The sequence below is a fragment of the Stenotrophomonas sp. STEN147 genome (genome assembly GCF_056757995.1).
In genome coordinates this window covers 24,628-36,546 of the sequence record NZ_JBRRCG010000001.1, presented here as the reverse complement: position 1 = coordinate 36,546, position 11,919 = coordinate 24,628, and the positions used below count along the sequence as shown (strand labels likewise).

The 11,919-nt window shown below is 66.9% G+C and carries 16 protein-coding genes; 13 read left to right on the top strand and 3 right to left on the bottom strand.

From position 1 onward, the window contains the following. Window positions 1–49 precede the first annotated feature (49 nt). The 8 genes from ACVOKU_RS00190 (at window position 50) to truD (ending at window position 6,784) form a co-directional block, all read left to right on the top strand. Window positions 50–283 (top strand): hypothetical protein, encoded by a 234-nt coding sequence (locus ACVOKU_RS00190; RefSeq protein WP_481558737.1) that lies wholly within the window; start codon window positions 50–52, stop codon window positions 281–283. A gap of 411 nt (window positions 284–694) precedes the next feature. Further along, window positions 695–2,359, top strand: coding sequence for a CTP synthase (locus tag ACVOKU_RS00185; protein WP_065174923.1), 1,665 nt, complete (start codon window positions 695–697; stop codon window positions 2,357–2,359). An 85-nt stretch (window positions 2,360–2,444) separates the two neighbouring features. Further along, window positions 2,445–2,825 carry a hypothetical protein gene (locus ACVOKU_RS00180; protein ID WP_481558736.1) on the top strand — a complete coding sequence of 127 codons (381 nt, stop codon included), beginning with the start codon at window positions 2,445–2,447 and terminating at the stop codon, window positions 2,823–2,825. 53 nt (window positions 2,826–2,878) lie between these two features. After that, window positions 2,879–4,171, top strand: a complete 1,293-nt coding sequence (eno, locus tag ACVOKU_RS00175) for a phosphopyruvate hydratase (RefSeq protein WP_074901196.1) — start codon at window positions 2,879–2,881, stop codon at window positions 4,169–4,171. A gap of 4 nt (window positions 4,172–4,175) precedes the next feature. Beyond that, window positions 4,176–4,529, top strand: coding sequence for a cell division protein FtsB (gene ftsB / locus ACVOKU_RS00170; protein ID WP_128989041.1), 354 nt, complete (start codon window positions 4,176–4,178; stop codon window positions 4,527–4,529). Further along, window positions 4,526–5,224 carry a 2-C-methyl-D-erythritol 4-phosphate cytidylyltransferase gene (ispD, locus tag ACVOKU_RS00165; RefSeq protein WP_074901198.1) on the top strand — a complete coding sequence of 233 codons (699 nt, stop codon included), beginning with the start codon at window positions 4,526–4,528 and terminating at the stop codon, window positions 5,222–5,224. The genes ftsB and ispD overlap by 4 nt, the downstream gene beginning before the upstream one ends. A gap of 34 nt (window positions 5,225–5,258) precedes the next feature. After that, window positions 5,259–5,756: a 2-C-methyl-D-erythritol 2,4-cyclodiphosphate synthase gene (gene ispF / locus ACVOKU_RS00160; protein WP_481558735.1), complete on the top strand. Its 498-nt coding sequence runs from the start codon at window positions 5,259–5,261 to the stop codon at window positions 5,754–5,756. Next, the gene (gene truD, locus ACVOKU_RS00155; RefSeq protein ID WP_481558734.1) at window positions 5,753–6,784 is read left to right on the top strand and encodes a tRNA pseudouridine(13) synthase TruD; all 1,032 of its coding nucleotides are present in this window, start codon (window positions 5,753–5,755) and stop codon (window positions 6,782–6,784) included. Before ispF ends, truD begins: the two co-directional genes overlap by 4 nt. Before the next feature lie 10 nt (window positions 6,785–6,794). Here the strand turns inward: truD and ACVOKU_RS00150 are convergent, their stop codons facing one another. After that, window positions 6,795–7,334: a Smr/MutS family protein gene (locus tag ACVOKU_RS00150; RefSeq protein ID WP_065181254.1), complete on the bottom strand. Its 540-nt coding sequence runs from the start codon at window positions 7,332–7,334 to the stop codon at window positions 6,795–6,797. A 209-nt stretch (window positions 7,335–7,543) separates the two neighbouring features. On the opposite strand from ACVOKU_RS00150, the gene surE reads away from it, so the two are divergent. From surE to ACVOKU_RS00130, 4 genes are read left to right on the top strand one after another with little or no spacing between them, the layout of a single operon-like run. After that, window positions 7,544–8,323, top strand: coding sequence for a 5'/3'-nucleotidase SurE (gene surE / locus ACVOKU_RS00145; RefSeq protein WP_481558733.1), 780 nt, complete (start codon window positions 7,544–7,546; stop codon window positions 8,321–8,323). Continuing rightward, window positions 8,320–8,997, top strand: a complete 678-nt coding sequence (locus tag ACVOKU_RS00140; RefSeq protein WP_053519731.1) for a protein-L-isoaspartate(D-aspartate) O-methyltransferase — start codon at window positions 8,320–8,322, stop codon at window positions 8,995–8,997. Before surE ends, ACVOKU_RS00140 begins: the two co-directional genes overlap by 4 nt. A gap of 19 nt (window positions 8,998–9,016) precedes the next feature. Beyond that, on the top strand, window positions 9,017–9,631 hold the full coding sequence (locus ACVOKU_RS00135) for a YqaA family protein (protein ID WP_481558732.1): 615 nt from the start codon (window positions 9,017–9,019) through the stop codon (window positions 9,629–9,631). Further along, a complete protein-coding gene (locus ACVOKU_RS00130; RefSeq protein WP_053519733.1) occupies window positions 9,628–10,401 on the top strand; it encodes a peptidoglycan DD-metalloendopeptidase family protein in 774 nt (257 codons plus the stop codon). Before ACVOKU_RS00135 ends, ACVOKU_RS00130 begins: the two co-directional genes overlap by 4 nt. An 80-nt stretch (window positions 10,402–10,481) precedes the next feature. Here ACVOKU_RS00130 and ACVOKU_RS00125 read toward each other — a convergent pair whose 3' ends face one another. Both ACVOKU_RS00125 and yhbY read right to left on the bottom strand, forming a co-directional pair. After that, complete coding sequence (locus ACVOKU_RS00125; RefSeq protein WP_481558731.1) at window positions 10,482–10,856, bottom strand: Mth938-like domain-containing protein; 375 nt, start codon at window positions 10,854–10,856, stop codon at window positions 10,482–10,484. A 13-nt stretch (window positions 10,857–10,869) separates the two neighbouring features. Then, window positions 10,870–11,175: a ribosome assembly RNA-binding protein YhbY gene (gene yhbY / locus ACVOKU_RS00120; RefSeq protein ID WP_053519735.1), complete on the bottom strand. Its 306-nt coding sequence runs from the start codon at window positions 11,173–11,175 to the stop codon at window positions 10,870–10,872. 65 nt (window positions 11,176–11,240) lie between these two features. Between yhbY and rlmE the strand changes: the two genes are divergently transcribed. Beyond that, on the top strand, window positions 11,241–11,873 hold the full coding sequence (gene rlmE / locus ACVOKU_RS00115; RefSeq protein ID WP_053519736.1) for a 23S rRNA (uridine(2552)-2'-O)-methyltransferase RlmE: 633 nt from the start codon (window positions 11,241–11,243) through the stop codon (window positions 11,871–11,873). Window positions 11,874–11,919 lie beyond the last annotated feature (46 nt).

Below are 11,919 nucleotides of genomic sequence, written 5' to 3'. Positions count from 1 at the left end.
TCCGGACGCCAGCGTCCCCATGTCCCAGCCATACCGCGAGGAGGACTCCATGAAGAAGTTGCTGACCATTGCGATCCTGGCCGCTGCCGCCGTTGCGGTGCCGCTGGTGATGGCGCAGAACGCCGGCCAGTCGGCCCCGCAGCAGGGTGACCAGGCCGACAAGGCACAGGCCGAAGCCGACGCCAAGGCCAAGCGCCGCGCGCAGGCCAATGCGGAGCTGAAGGCCAAGGGCCAGCCGGTTCCGCAGCAGGAAGAAGAAGAAGAGGCGCGCAAGAAGCGCTGAGCGCACGCGCCCTCCCTTTCCCACGGAAGCCCTGTAGAAGAGGACTTCTGGCGACGCCACGCCCCCGCAAGGGGGCGTTTTTCGTTCGGTCGGCCTGCACAAGCCTCTTGGGTTGGCGGCCATCTATCTGTAAACTATGGCTTTCCGGGAGTAGTGCGTGTCCACCATTTGCGAATGGGCTGGCACGGCCATGCGTGGCCTCCAGCGATGCGGGTCGCAGGTGACGGTCGATGTGACCGGCGCGGTTGCCCCGACCTCGCGCGATGGTTACCGTCTGGCGCCAGCCGCCGCACGGATCGGCACCTCCCTCGCTGCCCCAGCGAACCGGAAAACCCCCTTCAAGCGCCATGTCCGCCCCCAGGGCGTGCGTGGCGCTGTCGTTTTCCATTTCCAGACAGGATGCTTGCAGCCATGACTCCCTTGATTTTCGTAACCGGCGGCGTGGTGTCCTCGCTCGGCAAAGGCATTGCCGCTGCGTCGCTGGCCGCCATTCTCGAAGCCCGTGGCCTGAAGGTCACGATGATGAAGCTCGACCCCTACATCAACGTTGATCCGGGCACCATGAGCCCGTTCCAGCACGGCGAGGTCTATGTCACCGACGACGGTGCCGAGACCGATCTCGATCTGGGCCACTACGAGCGGTTCGTGCGGACGCGCCTGAGCCGCAAGAATTCGGTCACCACCGGTCGCATCTACGAGAACGTGATCCGCAAGGAGCGTCGCGGCGATTACCTCGGCGCGACCGTGCAGGTCATTCCGCACATTACCGACGAGATCCGTCGTTGCATCGACGAAGCCACCGAAGGCTATGACGTCGCCCTGGTCGAGATCGGCGGCACCGTCGGCGACATCGAATCGCTGCCGTTCCTGGAGGCGATTCGCCAGGTGCGTACCGAGCGTGGCCCGGAGAAGGCGCTGTTCATGCACCTCACCCTGGTGCCGTACATCGGCGCGGCCGGCGAACTGAAGACCAAGCCGACCCAGCACTCGGTGAAGGAGCTGCGTTCGATCGGCATCCAGCCGGATGTGCTGTTGTGCCGTTCGGAGCAGGCCGTGCCCGATTCAGAGCGTCGCAAGATCGCCCAGTTCACCAACGTTTCCGAACGCGCCGTGATCAGCGTGCCGGACGTGGATGTGCTGTATCGCATCCCTTCGGGACTGCATGCGCAGGGTCTGGATGAGATCGTCGTCAACCAGCTGAAGCTGGCCGACAAGGCCGGTCCTGTCGATCTGTCGGTGTGGGAGGACGCGGTCGACGCCACGCTGCATCCGCTCGACGAGGTGACCATCGCCGTGGTCGGCAAGTACGTCGACCACCAGGATGCGTACAAGTCGGTCGGCGAAGCACTCAAGCACGGTGGCCTGCGCCAGCGCACCCGGGTCAATCTGAAGTGGCTGGAAGCGCAGGACCTCGAGGGCACAGACATGGCCGCGCTGGCCGATGTCGATGGCATCCTGGTGCCGGGCGGTTTCGGTGACCGTGGTTTCGAAGGCAAGGTGCTGACGTCCAAGTTTGCCCGCGAGAACCAGGTGCCGTACTTCGGCATCTGCTACGGCATGCAGGCGGCCGTGGTCGATTACGCGCGCAACGTGGTCGGCCTCGAAGGTGCAAACAGCACCGAGAATGATCGCCAGTCGCCGAATCCGGTGATCGGCCTGATCACCGAGTGGCGCACCGCCGCCGGTGACGTCGAGAAGCGCGACGACAAGAGTGACCTGGGCGGCACCATGCGTCTGGGCCTGCAGGAGCAGCGCCTGAAGCCGGGCACGCTGGCGCGTGAGCTGTATGGCAAGGACGTGGTGGCCGAGCGCCACCGCCACCGGTATGAGTTCAACAACCGTTACCGCACCCAGCTGGAGGACGCCGGCCTGGTGATCGCCGGCAAGTCGATGGATGACACCCTGGTGGAAGTGGTCGAGCTGCCGCGCGATGCGCATCCCTGGTTCCTGGCCTGCCAGGCGCATCCGGAGTTCCTGTCCACGCCGCGTGACGGCCACCCGCTGTTCATCGGCTTCATCCGCGCCGCACGCGAGCGCAAGGCCGGTGGCCAGCTGTTGCAGGAAGCGCGCGCCTGACCTGGGCGGGAGCAGGGTCCCGCGCGGGCTGCGCGGGACCCAAGGCGGGCTGCAACTCGAGGCACGTGTGCTCGAAGGTGCTGCGATGAACAGGCCTCCGCACTGGCACCGATGGCCCCTGGGGGCGATCTCGCTGGTATTGGCCGTGCTTGCCTGGGGCGGGATGGCGGTTGGCCTGCTGGTGTTTCTGTCGGCCTCCGGATCCCCTGGTGATGGGGACCAGACTCTGCGTGCGGCACAGCCTGCGCTGTTGTTGGCGATCGGCATGCTGGCCCTGTCCGGCCTGGGCAGCGGCGTGGCTTCGGTGCTGGCCTGGCGACTGCAGCGAGGCCGGGGAATGGCGGCAATGGCGGCGCTGCTGCTCGCTCTGCTGGGGCTGGTGATCAGCCTGCCGGTGCTGGCATCCGTCCGCGATCCGCTGCTGGCCAGCAATGCCATTTGGCAACGGGCGGGCAGCCGGGGATAATCACGCGGCATTCGTTTTGTCGCCCCCTCTCCATACAGGTAACCGGCCCGACCATGAGTACGATCCGCAGCATCCACGCCCGTGAAATCCTCGACAGCCGTGGCAACCCCACGCTGGAAGCCGAAGTCACCCTGGAGGACGGTTCGTTCGGTCGTGCCGCGGTTCCCTCCGGCGCCTCGACCGGCACCAAGGAGGCGGTCGAGCTGCGTGACGGCGACAAGACCCGCTACCTGGGCAAGGGCGTGCGCAAGGCCGTCGACAACGTCAACACGACCATCGCTGCCGCGCTGAAGGGCTTCGAGGCCACCGACCAGGCCGGCCTGGACCGCCGCCTGATCGACCTTGATGGCACCGAGAACAAGGGCCGTCTGGGCGCAAACGCGCTGCTCGGTGTCTCGATGGCGGCCGCGCACGCCGCCGCAGCATCCAGCAAGCAGGCGCTGTGGCAGTACCTGGCCGGCAGGACCGGCGTGACCCCGTCGCTGCCGGTGCCGATGATGAACATCATCAACGGCGGCGCGCATGCCGACAACAACGTCGACTTCCAGGAATTCATGGTGCTGCCGGTCGGCTTCACCTCGTTCTCCGAAGCGCTGCGCGCCGGCACCGAGATCTTCCACTCGCTGAAGTCGGTGCTGAAGGGGCATGGCCTGAGCACCGCGGTCGGTGACGAAGGCGGCTTCGCACCGGACTTCCGCAGCAACGTCGAGGCGCTGGACACCATTCTCGAAGCGATCGGCAAGGCCGGCTACACCGCGGGCGAGGACGTGCTGCTGGGTCTGGACGTGGCCTCCAGCGAGTTCTTCGAGAACGGCAAGTACAACCTGGTCGGCGAGAACAAGCGCCTGACCTCCGAGCAGTTCGTCGACTTCCTTGCCGACTGGGCCGCGCAGTACCCGATCATCACCATCGAGGACGGCCTGGCCGAGAACGACTGGGCGGGCTGGAAGCTGCTGACCGATCGCATCGGCAAGAAGGTGCAGCTGGTGGGCGATGACCTGTTCGTGACCAATCCGAAGATCTTCCAGGAGGGCATCGACTCCGGTACTGCCAATGCCATCCTGATCAAGGTCAACCAGATCGGCACCCTGAGTGAAACCCTGGAAGCGATTGCCATGGCTGACCGTGCCGGTTATGCCGCTGTGGTGTCGCACCGTTCGGGTGAAACCGAAGACACCACCATCGCCGACATCGCCGTGGCGACCACTGCCACCCAGATCAAGACCGGCTCGCTGTGCCGCAGCGATCGCGTGGCCAAGTACAACCAGCTGCTGCGCATCGAGGAAGCCCTCGGTGCCGGCGCGCGTTACGCCGGTCGTGACGCGTTCGTTTCGCTGAAGCGCTGAGGCCATGCGCGATTGGCGCTGGCTGCTGCTGGTGCTGGCCCTGCTGCTGGCATGGCTGCAGTACCGTTTCTGGTTCGGCCCGGGCAATTCGGGGGAAGTAATGATGCTCGAAGCCCAGGTTGCCGGCCAGGAACGGGACAACGAAGGTCTGCAGCAGCGCAATGATGCGCTGGCTGCCGAAGTGAAGGACCTCAAGGAAGGCCAGTCCGCCATCGAAGAGCGCGCACGCAGTGAGCTGGGCATGATCAAGCCCGGCGAGAAGTTCTACCGGGTGGTCGACGACGCGCCGGTTCGTCCGGCGCAGCCGCCGGTGGCGATGCCCGAACAGGCGGGCGACCACCCGGCGGACGTGCCATGAGCGCGGCGATCTGGGTGGTGGTTCCCGCTGCCGGTCGTGGTGCCCGCTTCGGTGCGCCACTGCCCAAGCAGTATCTGCAGGCCGGCGGGCAGATGCTGTTGGCCCACACCTTGCAGGCACTGCTGGCCCATCCGGCCGTTGCCGGCGCGATGGTGGTGATCGGCGAGAATGACGCGGATTGGCCGGGCTGGAGCGAATGGGCCGGCAAGCCCGTCCTGACGTGCACGGGTGGGGCGACCCGCGCTGCCTCCGTGCTGGCTGGCCTGCTCGCGCTGCCGGAGAGCGTCCGCGCCGACGAGTTCGTGCTGGTGCACGATGCCGCGCGGCCCAATCTGTCGCTGGCCGACCTGGGCCGCCTGCTGGAGGTTGGCCGTACCGATCCGGTCGGGGCCATTCTTGCCGCACCGGTACGCGACACCCTGAAGCGGGCCGGTGACGATGGTGGCATCGACGGCACCGAGCCGCGCGAGCGCCTGTGGCGCGCGCTGACCCCGCAGCTGTTCCGCCGCCATCAGTTGATCCGCGCGCTGACCGACGCCGCTGCGTCCGGCGTGGACGTCACCGACGAAGCCATGGCCATGGAACGCCAGGGCCAGCGCCCGCTGCTGGTTGAAGGCAGCGAGGACAACTTCAAGGTCACCACGCCGGCCGACCTGGACCGCTTCGAATTCGTACTTTCCCGCCGCGCCGGCTGAACGCCCGCGCGGCCCTGCTGCAAGGGTTGCATCCATGAGCACTGCTCCGTTCCCGCCCGTCCGCATCGGCCAGGGCTACGACGTCCACGCCTTTGGTGAGGGTGACCACATCATGCTGGGAGGCGTGCGCGTGCCGCACAGCCACGGTGTGCTCGCGCACAGCGATGGCGACGTGATCCTGCACGCGCTGTGTGACGCGATGCTCGGCGCGCTGGCGCTGGGCGACATCGGCCAGCACTTTCCGCCCAGCGATGATCGCTGGAAGGGGGCCGACAGCAGCGACTTCGTCCGCCACTGCGACGCTCTCCTGCGCGAGCGTGGCTGGTGCGTCGGCAACACCGATGTCACCGTGATCTGTGAACGACCGAAGGTCGGGCCGCATGCGCTGGCAATGCGTGAACGCATCGCGGCACTGTTGCAGCTGCCACTGGATGCGGTCAGCGTGAAGGCCACCACGTCGGAGAAGCTTGGCTTCACCGGTCGCGGTGAAGGCATCGCGGCACAGGCTGTGGTCCTGCTGGTGGCGGCATGATTCCGCTGCCGCTCGCGTTCGGTGCGCCGCTGCTGCAGGCGCGCATCCGCACCACGCCGGAGGATTTCCAGGTCGACGAGCTGCCGGCCTTTGAGGCCACGGGCGAGGGCGAGCATCTGCTGCTGCATGTCCGCAAGCGCGGTGCCAACACCGTGCATGTGGCCAAGGTGCTGGCCAAGTGGGCCGGCCTGCCGGAGATGGCGGTCAGCTATGCCGGGATGAAGGATCGCCACGCGGTCACCACCCAGCGCTTCAGTGTGCATCTGCCCAAGCGCGTCGCGCCGGATCTGGCGCTGCTGGCCGGCGATGATATCGAAGTGCTCGATGCAACCTGGCACAACCGCAAGCTGCAGCGTGGCGCGCTGGCCGGCAATCGTTTCAGGCTGGTGCTGCGCCAGGTACACGGCGATGCGGTCGCAATCAGCGAACGCCTGCAGCAGATTGCCGAGCGTGGTTTGCCGAACTGGTTCGGCGAGCAGCGTTTCGGCCGCGATGGCGGCAACGTTCCGGCAGCGCTGGCGATGTTCGGTGGCCGCCGCATGCGCAAGGACCAGCGCTCGCTGCTGCTGTCGGCTGCGCGTTCGGCACTGTTCAATCGCGTGCTTGCCGCACGCGTGGAGCAGGGTGTCTGGGACCAGCCGCTGGACGGTGAGGTGTGGATGCTGGATGGCAGCCGCAGCGTGTTTGGTCCGGAGCCTTATACCGATGCACTGGCAGCGCGGCTGGCCGGGTTCGATATCCATCCCAGCGCACCGTTGTGGGGGGAGGGCGAGCTGCGCAGTACCGGCGCCGCCCGCGAGCTCGAACTGCGCGCGCTCGACGACGAGGAATCGAAGGCGCTGCGTGCCGGACTGGAAGAGGCACGGCTGAAGCAGGAGCGCCGCGCGTTGCGCCTGCGTCCTGCGCTGCTGCAGCACCAGTGGCTGGCGGAAGATGTGCTTGAGCTGTCGTTCGCGCTGCCGCCGGGCTGCTACGCCACCGCGGTCCTGCATGAGCTCGGGCCGGTCGAGGACGCCGCGCAGTCCTGAGCGGATTGCATCAGCGCCGGGACAGCAGCACCAGCACGGCGCCGGTTCCGCCCTGGCTGGTCGGCGCCGAATGGAAGGCAAGCACATCGTTGCGCAGGCGCAGCAGCCGGTCGACCAGATTCTTCAGGACCGGCGCACCACCGTCCGACTGCAGTCCCTTGCCGTGGATGATGCGCACGCAGCCATACTCGTGTGCGTGCGCCTCCAGCAGGAACTGGCGCAGCATGGCCTCGGCCTGCGCTGCGGTCGCGCCATGCAGATCCAGCTCGTCCTGCACCGAGTACTGGCCGCGCTTGAGACGCTGGAACAGCCGCGGTGGAAGGGCGTCGCGCCGATAGCTGGCCACGTCCCCGGCTTCCAGTGGTGCGCTGTCGCGCAACAGCCTGGCAAACTCGCCGGCGGCCTCGGCCTCGTCGCGTTCGGCCATGCGCGCGCGCGGCTTCGGCCGGGCAGCGGCCGGCGCGGGTTCGGCCTCTTTGCGCAGCGGCGTCACTTCGCCGATGGCTGCGCGGAAGAGCGCGGCAGGGTCTTCGTCTTCTGGATGCGACATGCGCACAGGGTAAACCGGTGACGCGGGCCTGCCTATCGCAGTGCGAGGCCAGTCGTGACCGCCGGCAGGGTAGGACCTGCGGCTCGCATGCGGCACAATAGACGATGCCCCTGCAGGGTCGTCGGCTTCCGCAGGGAAGCACGACGGTCCCGCCAACACCGCACGGTGACGGAATCGAATTCTTGGAAAATCAAGCGGTTAAATCGAAGATGCGAATTCTGGTCAGTAACGACGATGGCGTCGACGCCGCAGGTATCCGGATGCTTGCCTCGGTACTGCGTGACGCCGGCCACGAAGTGACGGTGGTCGCACCCGACCGCGATCGCTCAGGCGCCAGCAATTCACTGACCCTGGACCTGCCCATCCGGCTCAAGCGCATCGATCACTACACCGTGTCGGTGGCCGGCACGCCCACCGACTGCGTGCATCTGGCGCTGACCGGCCTGCTGGAGTTCGAACCCGACATTGTCGTGTCGGGCATCAACAACGCCGCCAACCTGGGTGACGACGTGATCTATTCCGGAACCGTCTCGGCGGCGATGGAGGGGCGCTTCCTCGGCCTGCCCGCGGTGGCGGTGTCCCTGGTGACCCGCAATCACGATCCCCGTCACTTCGAGACCGCGGCGCGTGCCGCCGTGGAAATCGTCGCCCGCCTCAAGGCCGATCCGCTGCCGGCGGACACCATCCTCAACGTCAACGTGCCCGACCTGCCGTGGGCCGAGGTGAAGGGTTTTGAAGTCACCCGGCTGGGCAATCGCCATCGTGCCGAAGGCTGCATCCCGCAGAAGGATCCACGCGGCAACGAGGTGTACTGGATCGGCCCGGCTGGCCGCGAGCAGGACTCCGGCCCCGGCACCGACTTCCACGCGGTGCGCACCGGGCATATCTCGATCACCCCGATCCAGGTGGATCTGACCCGCTATCAGGCGCTTGAGAAAGTGGCCAGCTGGGTCGGCGGTCTCAGCGCCGCGCTGGACCAGCCGGCATGAGCCCACGCCTGCGCCTGCAACCGGAAGCCGTCGGCATCGGCATGACGTCACAGCGCGTCCGCGATCGTCTGGTCGATCGCCTGCGCGAAGCCGGCATCGTCGACGAATCCACGCTGAACGCGATCCGGGTGGTGCCCCGCCATCTGTTCATCGACGAGGCCCTGGCCTCGCGGGCCTATGAAGACACCGCGCTGCCGATCGGCCACGGCCAGACCATCTCGCAACCCTGGGTAGTGGCGCGGATGACCGAAGCGGTCGTGCAGGTGGCGCCCAAGCGGGTGCTGGAGGTGGGGACGGGGTCCGGCTACCAGGCCGCCGTGCTCGGTGCACTGGGCCTGGAGGTCTACACCGTGGAGCGCATCGGCGACCTGCTGCGGCAGGCCCGCAAGCGGTTCCGCGCACTCGGCATGAACATCCGCACCAAGCACGATGACGGCCGTGTCGGCTGGGCCGAGCACGGCCCGTTCGATGCCATCGTCGTCACAGCTGCGGCCCCGGCGCTGGTCGACGCACTGATCGAGCAGCTGGCCGAAGGTGGCCGGCTGGTGGCGCCGGTCGGCGGTGCCAGTGCACAGTCGCTGGTGCAGCTGGACCGCAGGGCCGACGGCAGCGTCGAACAGCGCGTGCTGGCACCGGTCACCTTCGTGCCGCTGCTGTCTGGCATGCTGGACTGAATCCACGGAGCAGGGTTGCATGAAGATTTTCGGACCGCTGTACGAGCGGGCGATGAAGTGGGCGGCGCACGAACGCGCACCGACCTACCTGACGGTGCTGAGTTTTTTCGAGGCGATCATCTTTCCGGTGATGCCGGAAGTGATGCTGGCGCCGATGTGCGTGGCTCAACCCCGGCGCGGCTGGTGGTTCGCGACCCTCAGCCTGGCCGGTTCGATGGTCGGTGCCGTGGTCGGCTATGCGCTGGGTCACTTCGCATTCGAGGCGATCAAGCCGTTGTTCGAAGTGCTGGGCATGTTGCCGGCAATCGAACATGGCATCACCACCGTGCAGGAGAAGATGGCCGAATCGCCGTGGGCGGTGTTCACGTTCCTGGTCCTGGGCGGCTTCATGCCGATCCCGATGAAGGTCTTCACGTGGGCATCGGGTATCGTCGGCGTACCGATGCCGCAGTACCTGCTGAGCATGCTGATCGGACGCGGCAAGCGCGTGTATGTGCTCGCTGCCGTGATCCGCATCGGTGGAGCGCGCGCCGAAGCGGCGCTGCGTCGCTGGATTGAACCGCTGGGCTGGATCGCCACCGCGTTGGTGGTGGTGCTGATCGCCTGGCTTGTATGGAGGTCGAAGTTCGCATGAGTGCTGATCGTCTGAGCAAGGGAGTGCGCGTCGGCGCGCTGGTGCTGCTGGTTTCCGGCCTGGCTGCCTGTGGCACTGCCACGGTGGTGCGGCCCAATGGCAGTGGTGGCGGGGCGGCGGTCACTACGCCCAAGACTTCGGTGGCCAAGCCGGGGCAGACCGTGGTCGTGCGCAAGGGCGACACGATCTACGCGCTGGCCCGCATCCACGACATCACCCCGGCCGATCTGATCGCGTGGAACAGCCTGGACAACCCGTCGACGATCTATCCGGGGCAGGTCATCCGCCTGTATCCGCCGGGGGCCAGCAGCGGCCGCGCACCGACCACCGTGGTCACCGCGCCGCGCAGCGGCGGCAGCACGGCACCGGCCACGGCACCGGCCGGTCCGGTGAAGAGCAACATCGCCTGGCGCTGGCCGGCCGATGGCGCGATCGTGGGCCGCTACGTGGCCGGCGACGCAACCAAGCAGGGCGTCGACATCGCCGGTACCAGCGGGCAGGCCGTCAAGGCCACCGCCAACGGTGTGGTGGTGTACTCGGGTGCCGGACTGGTCGGTTATGGCGAGCTGATCATCATCAAGCACAGCGACCAGTGGCTGTCGGCCTACGGCCACAACCGCAAGCGCCTGGTCAATGAGGGGCAGAGCGTGAAGGCGGGTGAGCAGATTGCCGAGATGGGGCGCACCGGCGCGAATCGCGACATGCTGCACTTTGAGATCCGCTACAACGGCAAGCCGGTCGATCCGCAGCAGTACCTGCCAGCGCGCTAGCGCAGGCAGGTACGGTAGCGCCGGGCCATGCCCGGCGTACGTGCACCAAGGTAGCGCCGGGCCATGCCCGGCGGTGGTCCTCAACCTTCCAGGATGAACGCGGCCGCCACCTTGCGGCCTTCGCCGGCAAGGATGTTGAAGGTGCGCGCCGCGGCAGGGTTGTTCATCACTTCCAGGCCGATCCCGCGCGACAGGCAGGCGGCCATCACCGCAGCCGACGGAAACACCTGCCGCTCGCCGGTTCCCAGCACGATCAATGCAGGATTCAGTGCCAGCACCGGTTCCAGGTCGGCCACCGTCAGCGCCGCCGCATCGGCGACAGGCCAATGCTCGACCAGCTGGTCCGGCGTCAGCAGAAAGCTGCGGGCCAGCACCGTGTCGTTGACCTTGGCTGAGCGGCCATCGGCAGCGCGCAGGCTGAAGGCGTAATCGGGCGGCTCGTGGTTCAGCTGCATGGCGGTGGCGCGATCAGCCGCGCGGCAGCACGATCTGGCGCTGTTCCCTGCTCGGGCGATACAGCACGGCAACGTGACCGATGCGCTGCACCAGCGCACTGTCGGTGGCTTCGACGATCTCGCCGATCATCGCGTCCCGGGCCTCGCGGTCCTCGGCTGCGACCTTGACCTTGACCAGTTCGTGGCGCTCCAGCACTTCGTTCAGCTCCGCGATGAAGGCCGGGGTCACTCCCTTGCCGCCGGTCTGCAGCAGGGCCTTCAGGTCGTGGGCTTGGCCGCGCAGGAAACGGGTCTGGGAGGCGGTCAGGGCGATGGACATGCAGGAAAAGACGGTTGAATGGGGGGATCAGGGTATCATGACGGCCCCATCAGCCCCTATTTCCAATGGCAACCCGCAGCAAAAGCAGCCAGCGCTGGCTCAAGGAACACTTCTCCGACCCCTTCGTGAAGAAGGCGCAGGCCGAAGGCATGCGCTCTCGGGCGGCCTACAAGCTTGAAGAGTTGCTTGAACGTGACCGCCTGCTGAAGCGGAACATGGTCGTGGTGGACCTCGGTGCCGCGCCTGGGGGATGGTCTCAGCAGGTTCGGAGACAGATGGGCGATACCGGCCGCGTGCTGGCGCTGGACATCCTGGACATGCCGCCACTGGCGGGCGTGGAGTTCCTTCACGGTGACTTCAGGGAAGAAGCCGTCCTATCTCAGTTCGAAGCCATGCTCGGGGACGAGCCGGTGGACCTTGTGCTGTCGGACATGGCCCCCAATAAAAGTGGCATGGACGCGGTCGACCAGCCGCGGATGATGCATCTGGCGGAGCTGGCGCTGGACTTCGCCGACAACCACCTGAAGACCGGCGGGGCGTTCCTGATCAAGCTGTTCCAGGGTGTGGGCTTTGACGACTACGTGCGTGAAATGCGCCGTCGCTACGACAAGGTCTCCATCCGCAAGCCGGAAGCGTCGCGCAAACGCTCTCCCGAGGTGTACGCCTTGGGTCAGGGCAAACGCGCCCACATGAAGTAAGCTCGCAACGTAAGTTTCAACCCCAACGCAACGCCCGCACTGAGAG

What these genes read in the sequence shown, in the direction of transcription:
- ACVOKU_RS00190 (WP_481558737.1), top strand. Translation starts at nt 50, where the DNA reads ATGAAGAAGTTGCTGACCATTGCGATCCTGGCCGCTGCCGCCGTTGCG.
- ACVOKU_RS00185 (WP_065174923.1), top strand. Translation starts at nt 695, where the DNA reads ATGACTCCCTTGATTTTCGTAACCGGCGGCGTGGTGTCCTCGCTCGGC.
- ACVOKU_RS00180 (WP_481558736.1), top strand. Translation starts at nt 2,445, where the DNA reads ATGAACAGGCCTCCGCACTGGCACCGATGGCCCCTGGGGGCGATCTCG.
- eno (WP_074901196.1), top strand. Translation starts at nt 2,879, where the DNA reads ATGAGTACGATCCGCAGCATCCACGCCCGTGAAATCCTCGACAGCCGT.
- ftsB (WP_128989041.1), top strand. Translation starts at nt 4,176, where the DNA reads ATGCGCGATTGGCGCTGGCTGCTGCTGGTGCTGGCCCTGCTGCTGGCA.
- ispD (WP_074901198.1), top strand. Translation starts at nt 4,526, where the DNA reads ATGAGCGCGGCGATCTGGGTGGTGGTTCCCGCTGCCGGTCGTGGTGCC.
- ispF (WP_481558735.1), top strand. Translation starts at nt 5,259, where the DNA reads ATGAGCACTGCTCCGTTCCCGCCCGTCCGCATCGGCCAGGGCTACGAC.
- truD (WP_481558734.1), top strand. Translation starts at nt 5,753, where the DNA reads ATGATTCCGCTGCCGCTCGCGTTCGGTGCGCCGCTGCTGCAGGCGCGC.
- ACVOKU_RS00150 (WP_065181254.1), bottom strand. Translation starts at nt 7,334, where the DNA reads ATGTCGCATCCAGAAGACGAAGACCCTGCCGCGCTCTTCCGCGCAGCC.
- surE (WP_481558733.1), top strand. Translation starts at nt 7,544, where the DNA reads ATGCGAATTCTGGTCAGTAACGACGATGGCGTCGACGCCGCAGGTATC.
- ACVOKU_RS00140 (WP_053519731.1), top strand. Translation starts at nt 8,320, where the DNA reads ATGAGCCCACGCCTGCGCCTGCAACCGGAAGCCGTCGGCATCGGCATG.
- ACVOKU_RS00135 (WP_481558732.1), top strand. Translation starts at nt 9,017, where the DNA reads ATGAAGATTTTCGGACCGCTGTACGAGCGGGCGATGAAGTGGGCGGCG.
- ACVOKU_RS00130 (WP_053519733.1), top strand. Translation starts at nt 9,628, where the DNA reads ATGAGTGCTGATCGTCTGAGCAAGGGAGTGCGCGTCGGCGCGCTGGTG.
- ACVOKU_RS00125 (WP_481558731.1), bottom strand. Translation starts at nt 10,856, where the DNA reads ATGCAGCTGAACCACGAGCCGCCCGATTACGCCTTCAGCCTGCGCGCT.
- yhbY (WP_053519735.1), bottom strand. Translation starts at nt 11,175, where the DNA reads ATGTCCATCGCCCTGACCGCCTCCCAGACCCGTTTCCTGCGCGGCCAA.
- rlmE (WP_053519736.1), top strand. Translation starts at nt 11,241, where the DNA reads ATGGCAACCCGCAGCAAAAGCAGCCAGCGCTGGCTCAAGGAACACTTC.